The sequence below is a fragment of the Flavobacterium sp. genome (genome assembly GCF_029242675.1).
Taxonomy (GTDB): Bacteria; Bacteroidota; Bacteroidia; order Flavobacteriales; family Flavobacteriaceae; genus Flavobacterium.
Window position 1 is genome coordinate 1 of the sequence record NZ_JAQWTM010000243.1, and the last position, 18,725, is coordinate 18,725.

Sequence of the window (18,725 nt, forward strand, 5' to 3'; positions counted from 1 at the left end):
CTCCAGCTGTTGCTAAAGCTAAAGTAGAAGCTAAAGAAATTCAAGATCTAATTGATGCTCAAAAAGGCGGATTTAAATTAGAGCCTTGGGATTGGAATTTTTATTCTGAGCAAGTGCGTAAAGCCAAATATGATTTGGACGAAAGTCAAGTGGAACCCTACTTTGAGTTAACAACCGTTCTTGAAAAAGGAGTTTTCTTTGCTGCTAAAAAAATGTACGGTATTACTTTTAAAGCGCGTCCAGATTTACCAGTATATCACCCTGATGTTGTGGCTTACGAAGTTTTTGACAATGACGGAAAATCAATGGCGATCTATTACCTAGATTTCTATACGAGAGACAATAAAAATGGTGGTGCTTGGATGAGCAATTTTGTAGACCAATCGCATTACCTAAAGCAAAAACCAGTAATTGTTAACGTGTATAATTTTGCAAAACCAGTAAACGGAAATCCATCTTTAATTAGTTTTGATGATGTAACGACTATGTTTCATGAATTTGGACATACCTTACACGGTTTATTTGCTAATCAAAACTATACCAGTCTTTCAGGAACAGCCGTACCTCGTGATTTCGTAGAATTTCCTTCTCAAATCAATGAGCATGCCGCTTTAGATCCTGAAGTATTGAAAAATTATGCGATCCACTACCAAACTAAGGAAGTGATTCCGCAAGAATTAATCGATAAAATTAAAAAAGCCGATACGTTCAACAAAGGATACGATGTGACGGAGCTTTTGGCTGCAGCTACTTTAGATATGAACTGGCATACCGGTGCGAATGAAGCCGATTTTAAACCAAAATTAATTTTCGAAAAAGAAGCTTTAGAAAAATACGGATTGTTAGTTAATGAAACACCTACACGATACCACACACCTTACTTTGCACACATTTGGTCAGGCGGCTATTCAGCAGGTTATTATGCTTACACTTGGTCAAAAACACTAGATTATAATGTGTATGACTGGATGAAAGCTAACGGCGGTTTGACAAGAGAAAACAGCGAACGTTTTAGAAAATACATTCTATCAGTTGGGAACAGCGTCGATTTAAACCAAGCCTTTAAAGAATTTATTGGTCACGACATGGAAATCGAACCGTATTTAAGAAACGCAGGACTTTTAGAAAAATAGCATTTGAATACAAAACTAAAAAATGACATTCGTAATGGATGTCATTTTTTTTTGGAGCAATTCCAGCTGTACACTATATCTATCGTGCCGAACCCCGGCACAATAGGATGCCGTTTCCATCTGGGCTAAAAACAAAAGTAGAATACATACCAAATTGGGTTGTAAATTGGCAATTTAGCTTCAAAAAAGTACAGATTTTATAACCTTTTCATTAAATTTTGAAACTACACTTTGGGTTTGACAATCGTACCTTTGTCTTACACATTAAAAAAGAAGAAATGAGTTCAGAAAATACGATCAGTTTACAAGAAACTTTAGATAGCGCAAAAAATGCATGGGAAGCTAAAGCACCCGATCAAATCAAGGAAATATATGCTGAAGGAATAGCGGATGTAGTACGTCAAAACTTAATTGCGACCGCTAAGAAAAATGACGACATCGCACCTGAGTTCGCTTTAACAAATGCAACAGGTAAAGAGGTTAAATTAAGTGATTACCTCAAAAAGGGACCAGTGGTATTGACGTGGTACCGTGGTGGATGGTGTCCGTATTGCAATATGACTTTGCATTATTTGCAAGAGCAATTACCGGCGATTCAATTAAAAGGAGCAAATTTATTGGCGTTAACACCAGAGTTACCTGACAAATCCATGTCGACTGCTGAGAAGCACCAATTACAATTTGAAGTACTAAGCGATGTAGGGAACAAAGTTGCAAAGGACTACGGAATTGTCTTTAAATTAACCGATGACGTGGCTACTTCTTACCAAAACGGATTTGATTTGCATGGTTACAACGGTGATGAGTCGAATGAATTACCACTGGCAGCAACTTATGTAATTGGTCAAGATGGTACCATTGTATATACTTTTTTAGATGCTGAGTACCGCAATAGAGCAGAGGCAACTGAAATTTTTAAAGCACTAGATAGTTTACAACAATAAGGAATCAGTAATAAATAGGTCAAACCTCATTAGTGACAATCTAATGAGGTTTTTACTTTAATCTACTTTTATAGAATTATTAGCTTTTGTTTAGAATAAAACATTGTAAAACACGACTTACTTTTGCACAATGGAATTATCAAGAAAAAATGTCCTGTTTATGGCCGTTGCCACAGGACTAATTGTTGCCAATTTATATTATTGTCAACCCCTTATCATATTAATCGCTGACGAATTCAAAATTCCACATGCCGATGCAGGTACAATTGCCTACCTCACGCAAGCGGGCTACGCCATTGGCTTGTTTTTTATGGTTCCCCTTGGTGATAAATTAGAGCGAAAAACACAAATCCTCTACACTACATTTGCCTCAGTTATCGCGTTGATAATTGCAGCAACTGCTCAAAGTTATCTTGTATTAGAAATCGCTTCCCTTTTAATCGGGATTACCTCTATTGTTCCTCAACTTATTTTACCACTAGCTGCGTCTCTAAGTGCTCCTGAGAATAGAGGTAAAGTGGTAGGAACGATTATGAGCGGACTCTTAGTTGGGATTTTACTGTCACGAACATTGAGTGGTTTTATAGGAGAAGTACTGGGTTGGCGCGCCATGTTCTGGATTGCAGCAGGTCTTTGTATGTTGCTGTTTTTTATAATAAAAAAACAATTTCCTTACAATAAGCCTGTTTTTCAAGGATCTTATGGTAAGCTAATCGGTTCGCTATTTACCTTAATTAAGGAACAACCATTGCTTCGTGAAGCTACATTGATCAACGTTTTTAGTTTTGCACAATTTGGTGCTTTTTGGACTACGATGGTGCTATTATTATCTGCTGAGCCTTTTAATTTCAATAGCGCGACTATCGGTTTATTTGGAATCGTGGGTGCCTCAGGAGCATTAGCGGCTCCTTTAGTAGGTAAGTTGGGAGATAAAGGGAGTTCGAGAGTAGCCGTTGGATACGGTTGTGCTTTAATTGCTTTGAGTTTTATTGTTTTTTACTTTTCAGCGGCAAGTGTTGTCGGGATTGTTATCGGTATCGTACTTATTGATATTGGTCTACAAGGAGTTCATATTTCCAATCAAACAAGAGTGTATTCAATCATGCCCGAAGCTAGAAACAGAATGAATACCGTTTTTATGTCGTTTAGTTTTTTAGGAACAGCGGCAGGTTCGGCATTTGGATTGTTTTTGTGGCAATTTGGTGGTTGGCATGCCCTAGCTTTAGGTTGTTTGTTGTTGTCCTTTTTGGCATTCTTAGTATATGCTTTTACCTATAAAGCCAAAGCAAAACGGGTAGAAAGTGTAAAGGGATAAAAAATTAATTTGTAAATTTGCAATTCAATAAAAATAATTAAAGATGGAAAACGGAATATATGCTAAATTCAACACCTCAAAAGGGTCAATTTTAGTAAAATTAGAGCATGAATTAACTCCAGGAACTGTAGGTAATTTTGTAGCTCTTGCAGAAGGAAACATGGAAAACAAAATTAAGCCTCAAGGACAAAAGTTTTATGATGGTTTAAATTTCCATAGAGTTATTCCTGATTTTATGATCCAAGGTGGTTGTCCTCAAGGTACCGGTACTGGTGATCCAGGATACAAATTTGATGATGAATTTCACCCAAGTTTGAAACATGACAGACCAGGAATTTTAGCAATGGCGAATTCAGGACCAGGTTCAAACGGATCACAATTTTATATTACACATGTACCAACTTCTTGGTTAGATGGTAAGCATACTGTTTTTGGACATGTTATCGAAGGACAAGATGTTGTTGATGCAGTTGCTCAAGGAGATAAATTAGAATCTTTAGAGATTGTAAGAGTAGGTGCAGAGGCTGAGAAATGGAATGCAATTGAAGCTTTTGTAAGTTTAAAAGGAGCACGTTTGAAAAAAATGGCAGCTTTAAAAGCAGAATCAGAAGCTAAAATGGAAACATTAGCTGCTGGTTTCGAAAAAACAGAAAGCGGATTGCGTTACCAATTCATCCAAAGAGGAGAAGGAAAACAAGCCGAAGCTGGTAAAACAGTAGCGGTTCACTATGAAGGTTCATTAGAGACTGGAAAAGTATTTGATTCTTCTTACCCAAGAAAAAAACCAATCGAATTCAAATTAGGTCAAGGTCAAGTGATCGAAGGATGGGACGAAGGTATTGCTTTATTGAAAGTTGGAGACAAAGCGCGTTTTGTTATTCCTTCTGATTTAGGATACGGACCAGCGGGTGCAGGAGGAGTGATTCCACCAAATGCTACTTTGATTTTTGACGTTGAATTAATGGACGTTAAATAAATAGACGCAGTCAGAGATTCTTTTCTAACAGATCTCAATACATACTTAAAAATCCCATTTCGTTTAAAACGAAATGGGATTTTTTACTATTTACAACTACGGCATACTTATTTCCATTTGATACCACAGCCAATACTGGGTTTTTGGTCAGGATTTATAGTTCTGTTGTATACGATTCCATCAATGGCTCCTCTCAAGTCGCTTCCACTTAACGGGATTCCGTTTCCGGGACGGCTATCGTCTAATTGTCCTCGGTACACTAAGCTATCTTGATTGTCAAATAAAAAGAAATCGGGTGTACAAGCTGCAGTGTACGCTTTGGCCACAGCCTGACTTTCATCATATAAATAAGGAAATTCAAAATTATTCTCGAAAGCATATTCCGTCATTAAAGCAGGACTATCTTGCGGATAATTTTCGACATCGTTACTAGATATGGCGATAATACCCAACCCTTGAACACGATAATCATTAGCAATCATCACCACTTCTTCAATTACATGATGGACAAACGGACAGTGATTACAAATAAAAAATACTAGGGTTCCTTTTTCACCACGTAGGTCAGCAAACGAGAAAGTTTCCTTACTCCAAGTCCGATCGGGTAAATGAAAATTAGGAGCTTTTGTTCCAAGTGGTAACATGTTTGAAGCTGTTTTAGCCATTGCAAATTGTAATTTGTGGGTTGAACCTTAAAGTTAGTGAAAAAGACTCATTTTTATGGAAAAAGGATTATTTTAGTTGGCAATAAGTTCAAAAGAGAAAGTGATGGAAAATAATTTAAGTTGGCAAGAGTTCGAAAAAACCGAAATGCGCATTGGAACCATACTACAGGTCAATGATTTTCCCGAAGCAAGAAAACCCGCCTACCAACTGACCATTGATTTTGGGGAAACTATTGGAGTTTTAAAAACATCAGCTCAAATTACAAAACGATATACCAAAGAGGATTTAATCGATCGCCAAATTGTTGCTGTTGTAAATTTTCCTAAAAAGCAAATTGGGAAGTTTATGAGTGAATGTCTAGTTCTTGGTGCCGTAGGCGAGGACGGTGATGTGGTTTTACTCGCACCCGATTTTAAAATTCAAAACGGACTGCGAATTGGATAATATTGTAGTACCTAATGCAAACTAATAACCTTAGCAATGCGCCATTTTTTATTGGTCAACTGCCACATGATAATGAATTTACTGGTTTTTGAAGGAGTTCCTGCAAGTTCCTGATTATTATGAAATTTATGCAGTCCAATTTCGACAGCTCCATATCCTTTTATAGGATAAACTTCGATGCTTCCTGCAATTAATTCTCTGGTTACTTTACCACAAATATTTTTTTTAGTTCCGTCCAGTACCTCTTGTTTGGAAGTCATTAAACCTCCTTGATCGTGATAGAATTCAAGTGAATCAGCATAAATACCAGCTTGCTTGTTCATATCACAATTGTTGTAGGCATCAAAAAAAGTACTGTCCATTGCAATAATCACATCGTATAGCTGTTGGTTTTCGATCGCGTATTTGTAAGGAGTTTGTGCTACGGTTTCTTTTTTAAGAGCGCAGGAGGCGGTAAATAAAATGATAATCAAGTAGATAGGTAGTATGTGTCTATTCATTTTTCCTTGTTTTTGATGTTTAAATTTTAAATTTAATTCACTATATAAATTAGTAATTAACACTGAAAATCATTTGATTACGATTTACATTCTTCTTGTGTTTTTTCAGAAACTTGCCATATTTTTATTTTAATTCGGGTACTAAAGCCTAATTTCTCATATAATTTTACGGCACCAACATTGGCTTCGGCAACATGTAAAAAAGGTGTTTTTTGCTGTTCGAAAATAGCATTTGTAGTATGAGCTACTAATTGTTTAGCATATCCTTTACCAATATGGTCCGGATGGGTAATAACTGCACTTACTTCTATAAAGTTATCCATTTGCATGCGTTCTCCCGTTATGGCTATTAATTGGTTCTCCTTAAAAATCCCGTAATAATTACCTAAATCGGCTGTTTTAGATTTGAAATATTCAGGATAAACCATTTGCACCAATTGAAGTAGTGCTGCTCTATGGCTTTGATCTAATTTTACAATTTCCTCCATATATGTAATTGCTATTCTGTCTCGAATGATCATTTGTAAGCATAGTAATTCGTGCTTGATTTGTAATGATTTTGGAAGTTTTGGTTTCACACCAAAAACAAAAAAAGAGGGAACCGACTTGGCATAAGTCATCAAATCAGATTCGTTGTTTGAAGGCTCATTAAACGCTGCAAAAGCACAATACTCGGGATTATAAAAATGAGTTGTACCAGACTTTAAAGTATGTTTTTTATGGCTTTCAGCCAATGAGTACCAAACAGGATTATCAAGCTTATATTCTGTATTCATATTAATCGTTTAATTTTCTATTGGCAAGCTATCACCTTGACCCCATTCGGTCCACGATCCATCATACACTGCTCTCGCATTTGTGGAACCAATTATTTCATAAGCAAGATAATCGATGCAAGCAGTGATTCCTGAACCGCAGCTAAAAATTATTGGTTTCTCTTGATTAGGTAAAATAGTTTTTAATTTTTCTTTAGATAGAAAATATCCGTTTTGAACAAGGTCAGTATAAGGTACGTTTATAGAACCAGGAATGTGTCCGCTTCTTAGTCCAGCTCTAGGTTCAGGAGTTAGTCCTAAAAAACGATCATTGGAGCGCGCATCAATTAATAAAGCATCTTGAGTTTGAATATTAGCTAGTACATCTGCGGTATTTTTGACCATATTTGGATTAAAATTGGATTTAAAATCACCTTTTGGATAAATTTTTATCTCATTTTTTTCTACGGGGAGGTTGGCTTTGACCCAAGCAGGTAGACCGCCATCGAGCACCCATACGTTTTCGTGCCCCATGATTTGAAATAACCACCAAGCCCGCGGACTAGAATAGATACCCAAACTATCGTAGAGTACAATTTTACTTGCGGAATTAATGCCTAATTTTTGAGCGGCATTCTCAAATGCTTTTGGATCGGGAAAGGTGTTAGGCAAAGGGTTAGCGGTATCGCTAAAATCATTTTTTATATCAAAAAAGCGAGCTCCTTCAATTTGAATATCGGTGAATTCAGGAAGGACGTTGGATTGATTAACTTGTTGGCTCGCATCCAAAATAATTAAATCTTTATCTTGAAAGTTATCGCTGAGCCATTGTATAGAAACGATTGTGTTTTTCATAGGTATTATTTTAATGTGATGAGGTACTTCTTTTATTCCATTTATAAATTTCAATCCAAAGAACTGAAATTAGACTGACTGCTATGCAAATTAGAATTTGAAAAATAGAAAGTGGTTCTACCTCAAAAAAACCAGCTATTGGACGGATGTAAATTATCATAGCGAGCATAATCAAGGTAATGGAATTCACAAATACCATCATGTTGTTTTTGTTTTTCAAAGAACTGAAAACCGAATAAAAGAAGGAGCGATTGACCAAGGATAGTATCACATTTGAGAAAACCAAAGTTGTAAAAACCATCGTTCGAGTTTCAATTTCGGATCCACCATTTTGCACTGTCAGTTGATAAATAAATAATATTCCTAGCGTAATTACTATTCCTTGAATAATGCTAATAGCCATTTCTTTTAAGGATAAGAAAGTTGATCCTAACTGTCGTGGCATTTGTTGCATGCTGTTTTTTTCAGCAGGTTCATTTTCGTAAACGATAGAGCACATGGGGCCCATTACTAATTCTAAAAAGATCACATGAACCGGTGTGAAAATATCGGGATAGATCCATCCGAGAAATAAAGGTAAGGATACCGTAAGAATGATAGGAATATGAATACTCACAATATACTGAACCGCTTTTTTTAGATTCGTATAGATGCGACGTCCAGCAGCTACGGCTACAATCATTTTTGAAAAATCATCATCAACCAGAATTAAATCAGCAGCTGATTTTGCGATTTCAGTACCTTTTTTTCCCATAGCGACGCCTATGTGGGCCGCTTTCAGCGCGGGTCCATCATTTACACCATCGCCAACCATGGCAACGATTTGATTGTCCATTTTAAGTGCATTGATTACCGCTAATTTTGCCTCAGGAAACATTCTTGTTAACAAAGTCGTTTCATGAATGGCTTGGATCATGTCATCTGATGGTAAAGTCATGATTTCTTTTCCCTCTAAGCAGCGATTGGAATTTTTAATATTGGCTTTTGCTGCAATTGCAGTTGTCGTCGCGCTATTGTCTCCGGTAATGACTTTTACATCCATTCCTGCTTCATAAAATTGTTTTATGATTTTTTGGATATTTGCTTTGGGAGGATCGTAAAAAACAACAAGCCCAACAAATTCAAAAGGTAATTGAGTTTGCTTTTCAGGAAAAGTTGTTTCGCTAAAGTCTGATTTGGCGACAGCTAAGATACGGTATCCTTTTGCGGCTAGATTATTACTGATGGTTTGTATTTTATCCGACTTTGTTTCGCTAAGATGCGAAACTTTTAAAATAGCTTCAAGAGCTCCTTTGGCAGCAATAATTCTCTGACCGTTTTCACTTTGAAATACGTGAGTCATCATTGGTGGTTTCCCTTCTAGCGGGTATTCGTGAATCATTTGAAATGAAGTACGAACATCAGTAGTGGACGTTTTTTTATAAACAATATGAAGGGATTTTTCCATTGGGTCAAACGGAACTGGTTCGCTAGCCCACATTGCAATTTCGATGACTTTCTCTGCTGATGGGTTTTTCCAATTTTCTTGCTCATACAATGTATCGGATTCGAATGAATAAACCGATTGTAGGCTCATGGTGTTCTCTGTAATTGTCCCAGTCTTATCGGTGCAAATTACCGTTGCGCTACCAAGCGTTTCTACTGTTCTTATTTTTTTAACGATTATACCTTCTTTCATTAAGCGATAAGAGCCTAGTGCCATAAAAGTAGTAAAAGCGACAGGGATTTCTTCGGGCAGGATAGACATAGCGAGCGTTAAACCTTTGAGTAAACTGTTTAAAATGTCTTGCGTTTTATAGTAGTAAACACCCCAAACCATTAAAAAAATAATGATTCCGATAACAGCCATTCCTTTTACAAATTTTTCTATTTGAAGTTGTAAAGGAGTAGCCTCGTATTTGATGTCAAGGATTGATTGGCCCAATTGCCCAATTTTAGTCTTGGGCCCGATTTGTGTGACTTTGTATACCGCTAATCCTGACGCTACGAGCGTTCCGCTGTATACTTTGTTGTCCTTGCTTTTGTCTGATTTAAAAACGGCGTAAGGCTCACCGGTTAGTGATGATTCATTGACCGAAAAATCATTACTATGTACTATTTCGCCATCAGCATTAATTGTATTGCCTTCCTCGGCGATTACTAAATCATGGAGTACGATGGCAGTCGTAGCGATTTTTTGAGCAAGTCCATTTCTATAAACAGTACTTAAGGGTTCATTAAGTTTTTCTAGTGCTTCTAACGCTTTTCTGCTTCGATTGTCTTGGTAAAAAGAAATTCCTGATACGGCTACAATGGCCGCTAACATAAAATAAGCTTCACTGTTTTCGCCTAAAATAAAATAGATAATAGCAACTGCAATCAGTAGAATTAGCATTGGTTCTTTGAACAGTTCTAAAAGAGCCATCCACCATTGATAAGTGGGTTTGTGTACTTGTTCATTAGTGCCCGATTGTTTTCTTGAATTGATGACTTCTCCATCCGTAAGGCCTACGATAGCATCAGGTATATTTATTTTTTTTGACATTGGGCGGCATATTTTGGATCCTAATCAAATATACTGCTTTTAATTAATGTGCTAAAGCAATACTGGGCCTAGTTTTGCAAGAATGATTCTATTTTAGCAAGCTGGTAGGATAAAAAAAAAGTCTACAAATCAATTGATTTATAGACCTTAAGTAAGTTGTTTTTTATTTTTTATGCTTTTTCAGCGGAATCAACTGTTTTAGTAGTAGTAGCATTGTGCAGTACTATTTGTGGAAACGGAATTTCGATTCCTTCGTTATCAAAAGCGACCTTCAAACGCTTTCGTAATTCACCGCTTACTTCCCATTGTTTACTAGGTAATGTCTCCCCCAAAATCTTTAGCATAATAGCCGAGTCAGCAAAATCATTGACACGTAAAAATTGAGGAGCGAGTAAAATAGCGGACTTCCACTCTGGGTCATCTGCTAATGCTGTTCCTACCTTGTTAATTACGGTTATGGCCTGTTCTAAATTCGTGTTATAGCTTACACCAATATCGAGATTGATTCTAGAAAAATCTTTGGATAAATTAGAAACTTTTTTGATCTCTCCATGCGGAATATGGTGTACCGTTCCGTCGAGGTCTCTCAAGGTAGTTTTGCGTAAGCTAATTTCTTGAACAGTTCCACTGGCGTTATCAAAACTTACGACATCACCTACGCGGTATTGATTTTCTAGAATAATAAAAAGACCCGAAATGATATCTCTGATGAGGTATTGCCCTCCAAAACCGAAAGCCAAGCCAACTATTCCGGCTGCAGCCAAAATGGGTGCGATTTCAACCCCGAACTCTTCTAAAACCATTAAAGCTGCAATGACAATAATACCTATTCTTGCCGTGGTATTAAAAATTTGGATCAAGGTATTCTCTCTTTTTTCTTCTGCTTCTTGGGATGAGATTCCGTCAGGACGCACTGCAATTCGCACTGCTTTTTCTATGAAGGTCGTAACAATTTTATTTAGAATTACAGCTCCAATGATAATGAAAATGATTTTTACTCCATTAGTGAGTATCCACGGAATTACTAATTCAGCGTATTTGTCTAGGTATTTATTTGTGATTTCAGTCATGTAGTATTATTTTTAGTTGTGTTGAATGTAAAAAGTCCAAAAATCAATTGATTGTTGGACTTTTAGTTAAGTAAGAGCTTTAATTTATAGATTATAAATTAAATATCGTCAAAATCAATATCAGTGAAACTAGATGTTTGCGGTAAAGCTTCCTCATCCGAAACTACTGTTTCAGCTGCATATTCCTTTTTAAAATCTTTTTGATGTCTTTCTGAAATTACTTCTTCTCCTTTGTGGTTTAAAACATAAGAAGTCATGTCCTCTAGAATTTCTGCGAAAGCAGCAAAGTCCTCCTTGTACAAATAGATTTTATGTTTTTTAAAGTGAAAAGATCCGTCCTCTTCGGTGAATTTTTTACTTTCGGTAATGGTAATGTAATAATCGTCGGCTTTAGTTGCTCTTACATCAAAAAAATAAGTTCTTCTTCCTGCGCGTAAAACCTTAGAAAAGATCTCTTCTTTTTCTAACATGTCATGTTCTCTCATAATCCGTTCTCTCAATTAAATGGTTGTTAATTAGTAACCAAAAATCTTAAAAATATATCTATTATCCAACAATTAAAGCAATTCTTTTTCTGAAAGTTGCTTTAAATACAATGACTTGTAGTACCCTTCTTGATTTATTAACTGGTTATGAGAACCTTGTTGAATGATTTTTCCGTCTTCAAGAATTAGTATGGTATCCGCATTTTTAGCTGAAGATACACGGTGACTAACAATCAAGGTTGTTTTGTCCTTGCAAATTTCAAATAAATTATTCAATATAGCTTCTTCTGTTTCGGTGTCAACGGCTGACAAACAATCATCAAATAACAAAATTGGAGGGTTTTTTATGATCGCGCGAGCTATGGATACGCGTTGTTTTTGTCCTCCAGATAAAGTGATTCCTCTTTCTCCTAAAACCGTATCATATTTCTTGTTGAAGCCCATGATATTTTTGTGAACTACTGCACTTTTGGCGGCAGCTTTAACTTCGTCATCAGTTGCGTTTTCTTTACCAAATTTAATGTTGTTTTTGATACTGTCAGAGAATAAAAAAGCGTCTTGAGGCACAATTCCAATACTGTTTCTAAGGTCAAATAGGTTCAATGAGCCTATCTCTTTTTGATCTACTTTGATCGAACCAGATGTAGTATCATACAATCTTGAAATCAACGATAGTAGGGAGGATTTTCCGGAACCTGTTTTACCTAGAATTGCAATTGTTTCTCCTTTTTTGATCGTAAAACTGATGTCTTTTAAAGCCTCAATTTTAGTATCGTTATAGGTAAAACTTACGTTCTCGAAAGCGATCGAACCTTCTATTTCTGACTTGTTTGTGTTGTTGTTTTTAATTTCAGGTTCAATTTTCAAGAATTCATTCAGTCTTTTCTGAGATGCTTCGGCCTCCTGCACCATCGAAGACACCCAGCCTAAAGAGGCAACAGGCCAAGTTAACATATTGACATATAAAATAAATTCAGCAATGGTACCAATACTTTTAATGGTTCCGTCGATATACATAATACCGCCAAAATAAATAACGACTAGGTTACTAATCCCGATCAGAGCAATCATTAAGGGGCCAAACAGCGATTGTACTTTGGCTAGATTTAAGCTTTTGTTTTTGCTTTCTAAAGCCAAATTCTCCATGTTGTTTTGGTGCTGTTTCTCAAGAGAATAAGCTTTTATGACACGAACACCTGAGAATATTTCTTGTGTGAAACTAGATACTTTCGATAAATATTGCTGAAAAATGGTACTTCGTTTATTGATTTCGGAACTTAGTTTAAAAATTCCATAGGATAGCAAGGGTAACGGAAGTAAGGTGTATAAAGTTAGTCGTGGCGAAACATTGTACATATGTACAATGACAATCGTAAAACGAATAATGGTGTTAATAGAGTACATTACCGCCGGACCTACATACATACGAACTTTGGACACATCCTCGCTGATGCGATTCATTAAATCGCCGGTTCTATTTTGTTTATAGAAATTTTGAGAAAGGTTTTCGTATTGTTTAAAGACTTCATTTTTTAAATCGAACTCAATATGGCGCGACATCACGATTAAGGTTTGGCGCATAAGGAAAGTCAAGAATCCTGCAATTATGGTCGTTGCAATGATGAGCAAAATATTAGAAATTAATTCGTCTTTTATCACAGCTGAACTGATGCTTTTGTCTTTAGAAAAAGTTTCAATAACCTTAAAAGACTGGCTAATCAATTTAGGAGTGAACAACATGAAAATTTGTGCAATAATGGTAAATACAATTCCTAGTGAAAAGCTGTATTTGTATTTGACGAAATATTTATTTAAATAACTTAATTCTTTCATTATAATCAGGATATTCCTCTATGAATATCTTATTTTTTGGGGTTAATCGTTGTTTTTTATGGTACTTTTTAAAAGATAATTTAATTTTCAATCTGATGATAACATAAATATTTGGAACTAAACTTCAATATATTCATTTTTTATGTATTTTTGACTCGTCTTTTTGACAAATTCATAAAATTAATATTATAAAAATTAGCACTATGGATGCAACTTTCGCAACTGGAAAGGAACTTCAAAAAATGGATCCCGTTTTTGGACAGTTATCATTTGATGATCACGAACAAATTGTATTTTGCAATGACAAAGATACAGGTTTAAAAGCAATTATTGGTATTCATAATTCGGTTATGGGACCTGCCTTGGGAGGAACTAGAATGTTCGATTACGCTAATGAATGGTCTGCTTTGAATGACGTTTTACGTTTGTCAAGAGGAATGACTTTTAAAGCGGCAATCACAGGTTTAAATATTGGTGGTGGTAAAGCCGTAATTATGGGTGATGCTAAAACACAAAAAACTCCTGAATTGATGCGTAAGTTTGGTGAATTTGTACATTCGTTAAGCGGAAGATACATCACTGCCGAAGATGTAGGAATGGAAACGAAGGATATGGATACAGTTCGCGACGTTACTCCTTATGTTACTGGAATTTCTATTGAAAGAGGAGGAGCAGGGAATCCATCACCGGTAACTGCTTTTGGAGTTTACATGGGAATGAAGGCTGCCGCTAAACATAAATTTGGATCAGATTCTCTTGCTGGTAAAAAAGTATTGGTTCAAGGTATTGGTCACGTAGGAGAAACTTTAGTTGAATATTTGACCAAAGAGGGCGCTATTGTTACGATTGCTGACATCAACGAAGAAAAACTATACGAAGTAGGAGCTAAATACAGCGCTACTATTTACACAGGAGAAGATTTATATACTGCCGATGTAGATATTTATGCACCTTGTGCGATGGGAGCAACTATAAATGATAGTACTGTACATAAAATTAAAGCTAAAGTGATCGCAGGAGCGGCTAATAACCAATTAGCAAATGAGGATGTTCACGGTGCAATTTTACAAGAAAGAGGAATTTTATATGCTCCTGATTTTTTAATCAACGCAGGTGGAATTATCAATGTATATGCTGAGCTAGCGCATTACGACAGAGCTGAAATTATGTCTAGAACAGAGAATATCTATAATACGACATTGGAGATTTTAGATTACGCTGTTGCAAAAGGAATAACAACGCATCATGCAGCATTGAACATTGCTCAAAATAGAATCGATCAAAGAAAAATAGAAAATAGTAAAAACTAATTTCGTTACTTTAATACAATAGCCATAGTTTTCGATATCCATGGAAAACTGTGGCTTTTTTATGATTATATCATTTAAATAGGAGGGTTTGCTTTTTTTGTAATCGTTTAATTTTATTTTGAAAAAGGAAATTCTTATTTTCGCACTCTAATTTTATAAAAGTTCTTACAAGGTGGTAAACAGAAGACACATTCGCGTTAAGGTTATGCAATCCATTTATGCGATGCATCAAAATGGTTCAGATAATTTAGAAAAAGAAGAGAAGTTTCTTTTTCATAGTATCGATAATATTCAGGATTTATACCTTACAATGATTTCTTCCTTAATGGAAATTTGCAAAAAAGAAACTGAGTTTTTGCATAAATCAAGTTTAAAACATCTTGCAACTCCTGCAGAGCGCAAGCCAAACGAAAAATTTATTAAAAATCGTATTTTCGAAATTCTTGCCGAAAATAACTCTTTAAGTATCGCTTTAGAAACACATAAAATCGATGCTTGGCACTTGCACGAGGATTACATTGCCTTGTTGTTAAATTCAATTAAAGAGAGCTCTTTTTACAAAGAGTACATGAGTAATCCATCTAGCTCTTTTGAAGAAGACAGACAACTAATTGGTGATTTGTTCACGGAAGTTATTGTTCCAAACGAAAAACTATATGAATTTCTTGAAGACGATAAATTAACTTGGATAGACGATATCCCAATGGTAAACACACATATTATCAAACAATTGAGAGGAATGAAACCAATCGAGGATGATAATTTCAGAGTACCTAAATTATACAAAGACGCTGAGGATAAAGACTTTGTGAAAGATTTGTTTAGAAAAACAGTCTTGAACGAAGCGGCTTTAGCAAAAGAATTTGAAGATAAAACACCCAACTGGGATAGTGATCGTATTGCTGAGGTGGATACTATTATTTTAAAAATGGCTATTTGCGAATTTTTAAAATTCCCATCGATTCCAGTAAAAGTGACGTTGAATGAATATTTAGAATTAGCTAAAGAGTATTCTACTCCAAAAAGTAGTATTTTTATCAACGGTATTCTAGACAACTTGGTAAAAGAACTGGAGGCTAATAAAAAATTAATTAAAGCCGGTCGCGGTTTAATGTAAGACTAATAAATAAAAAAAGAGAATTTAAATTATGGAACAATTAACTCAATTTGCACCGTTTTTATTAATGTTTGTGGTAATCTATTTCTTTATGATTAGACCTCAACAAAAAAGAGCTAAAAACGAAAAAGAATTCGAAAGCGCTTTAAAAGTAGGTGATAAAATCGTTACTAAAAGTGGTCTTCATGGTAAAGTTGCTGAACTTGCTGAAACGACTGTAGTTATTGAAACAATGGCTGGAAAGTTGAAAATGGAGCGTTCTGCGATTTCTTTAGAAATGAGTGCAGCAGTAGCTAAAAAGTAATAAACTTAATCAATATAAGAAGACCGATACACACTATGTATCGGTCTTTTTTTATGCAATAAATAAAAATAGTTTTATATCAGATAAATTTTAGTTGCATTTTAATTTAAATATGAACGAACTTCCTTTTTCTTCAGCAGATATAAGTTCAAGTGTCGAATCGTGCAGGTCTAATATTTTTTTGGCAATGGCCAATCCCAGTCCTGTGCTATTTTTTAAATCAGTATAATTGTTAGCGCGATAATAGCGGGCAAAAATACGTTCACGATCTTTCTCAGGAATCCCAATTCCGGTATCCGAGATGGTGATTTTCACGGTATTATTGACACACTTTTCAGTAATTATACTGATGGTTCCGCCTTCGGGTGTAAATTTAAGCGCATTGTCTAGCAGGTTTTGAATCACCCTTTCGATCAATGAAATATCTGCCAATACAGGCGCAAGTTCTTTCGATAAATAGGTCTCAATTTTGATCTTTTTATCAATGGCGATGATTTGGTATTTTGAACTTATGTCATTTACAAGTTCACTAATGATAAAGGGCTCTTTTTGTGGCCTAATCTGGTTGGCTTCCAATTTTGATAGCTCAAACAATTCGTTGACCAACTTTTCTAGCTTAACCGTACTTTGGCTCACAATATCAATGTATCGTTTGCGATCTTCGACAGTGATGGTGTCCTCTTTCATCTGTAAGGTTTCGAGGTACCCACGTATGATCGCGATTGGTGTGCGTAGGTCATGCGAAACATTGGCGATTAACTCGCGCCTTAAATTTTCGACTTCCTTCAATTTATCAATATTGGTGGTGAGTATGTCTGCCATTTCGTTGAACATGGTAGCCAATTGTTTTTCACTATTAATACTGTCTAGGTCTATTCGAGCATGCAAATCTCCTTCTCTAAAACGTTGCATCACTTGCAATATTTTTGAGTAGTTTTTGGTAATGGTTCGTATGATAAGCAATCCGATTACAAACGTAAAAATTAAGGTTATTGCCATCGTTCGGTAACTAATCTGCCATAAGTAACTAGCAAATAAGGTGTCTGATGTAGCTTGCTTCTTTTCGCCATTCAGCACCACATAAATATAGGCATAAAGCATATTATTCATGGTCAACGGATGAGCCGAGAATACTTTTTGAGTTTCAGGGTTAAGCGGATCGTCGCCCTTAATCAACGTTTTGTTTTGATCGGCAATGAATAGTTTGATGGGGTCAATACTTATTTTTTGCAGCGTCAGCTTTTTTTCTGGCGGAAACCATGCAATTATTTTTCCTTTTGGGTCGACCAAGTAGACTTCAAGATTAGGGTTTATTGCCATCACGTGATGAAACATTTCATCTAATGCGGGTTTAATTACTTGTCCGTTATAGAAGGGAGTAGAGTTGTCGATAATATTCTTAGCAGTATCGTGGTTGAGTCGTTGGTTAACTTCTTCGAGATATTCGCGTGAGGAGTGGAAGCTTATGTATACGTGTGCCACACCCACCATGGCGAGTAGGAGGAAGAATACCAATGATATTTTCCAGAATAAACTATTGTATCTTTTTTGTTCCATCGTTATTTAATTTCGTCTGTAAAACGGTAACCAATTCCCCAAGTAGTCAAGATGAATCGTGGGTTGGTTAGGTTGTTTTCAATCTTAGTGCGTAGGCGGTTAATATGTGAGTTTACCGTATGCTCATAACCCGAAAATTCATATCCCCACACTACATTTAGTAAGGTCTCACGTGAATAACTAATGCCAGGATTAGACATAAATAGGTACAACAAATCAAATTCTTTTGGTGTTAGCTCAATCTTATTGTCGTCAAGAGAAACTTTTCTCTTCGTGGTATTCATCATAAGATTTTGGCACTGTAAAATCTCAGGTATTTCTACTGGCTCTGGTGCAAGCATTTCGGTTCGACGTATCAATGCTTTTATTCGAGCTATAAATTCTCGAATACTAAAAGGCTTGGTGAGGTAATCATCGGCACCAGTTTCTAGCCCTATAATTTTGTCAATTTCTTCACTTCTTGCGGTAAGCATTAAAATGGGTGTTTTAATTTTTTCGGCTCGAATGCGTTTGCAAATTTCGATTCCGTCAATTTCGGGCAACATGATGTCTAGGATAATAACATCATAGGTACCTGTCGTAGCAAGGTGTAATCCTTCAAATCCGGCATACGATTTGGTCACCTCACAGTGTATGTCTTTGAGGTGAATCGTCGCCAATTCTACAATAGACGGATCATCCTCAATCATCAATATTTTCTTCATGGGTCTATTGTTTTTAGATGGTATTTGTAAATATAACGGATTAGGGTAAGAAATAAAAATTATTTCTTTTGATACACTATTCCAACCGACAAAATGTTGTTTGCGTAAACGTTTTTTGCTTTTACGATGGCACTATTCGAATTAAAGTACTGTGCAGTAAGTCCAAAGTTTTTGTTTAGTTCATACGTTGCGCCTACAGATATTCCTGTATAATTGGTTCCGTCACCTCTGAT

At 35.9% G+C, this 18,725-nt stretch carries 18 protein-coding genes; 8 read left to right on the plus strand and 10 right to left on the minus strand.

Features of this window, described 5'->3' with window-relative positions; translation table 11 throughout:
* The 4 genes from P8M54_RS08960 to P8M54_RS08975 all read left to right on the plus strand — a co-directional run.
* A partial coding sequence (locus P8M54_RS08960) for a M3 family metallopeptidase (RefSeq protein ID WP_300287393.1) occupies positions 1-1,133 on the plus strand: 1,133 nt, incomplete at its 5' end.
* Positions 1,134-1,411: 278 nt separating this feature from the next.
* Positions 1,412-2,077 carry a peroxiredoxin-like family protein gene (locus P8M54_RS08965; protein WP_300287395.1) on the plus strand — a complete coding sequence of 222 codons (666 nt, stop codon included), beginning with the start codon at positions 1,412-1,414 and terminating at the stop codon, positions 2,075-2,077.
* Positions 2,078-2,207: 130 nt separating this feature from the next.
* The gene (locus P8M54_RS08970; RefSeq protein WP_300287397.1) at positions 2,208-3,392 is read left to right on the plus strand and encodes an MFS transporter; all 1,185 of its coding nucleotides are present in this window, start codon (positions 2,208-2,210) and stop codon (positions 3,390-3,392) included.
* A 43-nt stretch (positions 3,393-3,435) separates the two neighbouring features.
* Entirely contained in the window at positions 3,436-4,368 is a 933-nt protein-coding gene (locus P8M54_RS08975) for a peptidylprolyl isomerase (protein WP_300287400.1), read from the plus strand.
* Positions 4,369-4,475: 107 nt separating this feature from the next.
* On the opposite strand, the gene P8M54_RS08980 is transcribed toward P8M54_RS08975, so the two are convergent.
* On the minus strand, positions 4,476-5,033 hold the full coding sequence (locus P8M54_RS08980) for a thioredoxin family protein (protein ID WP_300287402.1): 558 nt from the start codon (positions 5,031-5,033) through the stop codon (positions 4,476-4,478).
* 103 nt (positions 5,034-5,136) lie between these two features.
* Here P8M54_RS08980 and P8M54_RS08985 point away from each other — a divergent pair, with 103 nt between their 5' ends.
* Positions 5,137-5,478, plus strand: coding sequence for a tRNA-binding protein (locus P8M54_RS08985; RefSeq protein WP_300287404.1), 342 nt, complete (start codon positions 5,137-5,139; stop codon positions 5,476-5,478).
* Between the two features lie 11 nt (positions 5,479-5,489).
* Here the strand turns inward: P8M54_RS08985 and P8M54_RS08990 are convergent, their stop codons facing one another.
* From P8M54_RS08990 to P8M54_RS09020, 7 genes are all read right to left on the minus strand, one after another.
* The gene (locus P8M54_RS08990) at positions 5,490-5,978 is read right to left on the minus strand and encodes a nuclear transport factor 2 family protein (RefSeq protein ID WP_300287406.1); all 489 of its coding nucleotides are present in this window, start codon (positions 5,976-5,978) and stop codon (positions 5,490-5,492) included.
* Between the two features lie 77 nt (positions 5,979-6,055).
* Entirely contained in the window at positions 6,056-6,754 is a 699-nt protein-coding gene (locus tag P8M54_RS08995) for a GNAT family N-acetyltransferase (protein ID WP_300287408.1), read from the minus strand.
* A 9-nt stretch (positions 6,755-6,763) separates the two neighbouring features.
* On the minus strand, positions 6,764-7,588 hold the full coding sequence (locus P8M54_RS09000; protein ID WP_300287410.1) for a sulfurtransferase: 825 nt from the start codon (positions 7,586-7,588) through the stop codon (positions 6,764-6,766).
* A 10-nt stretch (positions 7,589-7,598) separates the two neighbouring features.
* Positions 7,599-10,112: a cation-translocating P-type ATPase gene (locus P8M54_RS09005; RefSeq protein WP_300287412.1), complete on the minus strand. Its 2,514-nt coding sequence runs from the start codon at positions 10,110-10,112 to the stop codon at positions 7,599-7,601.
* A gap of 170 nt (positions 10,113-10,282) precedes the next feature.
* Positions 10,283-11,182, minus strand: a complete 900-nt coding sequence (locus P8M54_RS09010; protein WP_300287414.1) for a mechanosensitive ion channel family protein — start codon at positions 11,180-11,182, stop codon at positions 10,283-10,285.
* Positions 11,183-11,280: 98 nt separating this feature from the next.
* Entirely contained in the window at positions 11,281-11,667 is a 387-nt protein-coding gene (locus tag P8M54_RS09015; RefSeq protein WP_300287428.1) for a PUR family DNA/RNA-binding protein, read from the minus strand.
* Positions 11,668-11,739: 72 nt separating this feature from the next.
* A complete protein-coding gene (locus P8M54_RS09020) occupies positions 11,740-13,500 on the minus strand; it encodes an ABC transporter ATP-binding protein (RefSeq protein WP_300287416.1) in 1,761 nt (586 codons plus the stop codon).
* Positions 13,501-13,703: 203 nt separating this feature from the next.
* On the opposite strand from P8M54_RS09020, the gene P8M54_RS09025 reads away from it, so the two are divergent.
* The 3 genes from P8M54_RS09025 (at position 13,704) to yajC (ending at position 16,231) form a co-directional block, all read left to right on the plus strand.
* Complete coding sequence (locus P8M54_RS09025; RefSeq protein ID WP_300287417.1) at positions 13,704-14,810, plus strand: Glu/Leu/Phe/Val dehydrogenase; 1,107 nt, start codon at positions 13,704-13,706, stop codon at positions 14,808-14,810.
* Between the two features lie 205 nt (positions 14,811-15,015).
* Positions 15,016-15,927 carry a transcription antitermination factor NusB gene (gene nusB, locus P8M54_RS09030; protein WP_300287430.1) on the plus strand — a complete coding sequence of 304 codons (912 nt, stop codon included), beginning with the start codon at positions 15,016-15,018 and terminating at the stop codon, positions 15,925-15,927.
* Positions 15,928-15,958: 31 nt separating this feature from the next.
* On the plus strand, positions 15,959-16,231 hold the full coding sequence (gene yajC / locus P8M54_RS09035) for a preprotein translocase subunit YajC (protein WP_300287419.1): 273 nt from the start codon (positions 15,959-15,961) through the stop codon (positions 16,229-16,231).
* Positions 16,232-16,321: 90 nt separating this feature from the next.
* Here the strand turns inward: yajC and P8M54_RS09040 are convergent, their stop codons facing one another.
* Both P8M54_RS09040 and P8M54_RS09045 read right to left on the minus strand, forming a co-directional pair.
* A complete protein-coding gene (locus P8M54_RS09040) occupies positions 16,322-17,788 on the minus strand; it encodes a HAMP domain-containing sensor histidine kinase (RefSeq protein ID WP_300287422.1) in 1,467 nt (488 codons plus the stop codon).
* A 2-nt stretch (positions 17,789-17,790) separates the two neighbouring features.
* Positions 17,791-18,492, minus strand: a complete 702-nt coding sequence (locus P8M54_RS09045; RefSeq protein ID WP_108740612.1) for a response regulator transcription factor — start codon at positions 18,490-18,492, stop codon at positions 17,791-17,793.
* Positions 18,493-18,725: the final 233 nt, after the last annotated feature.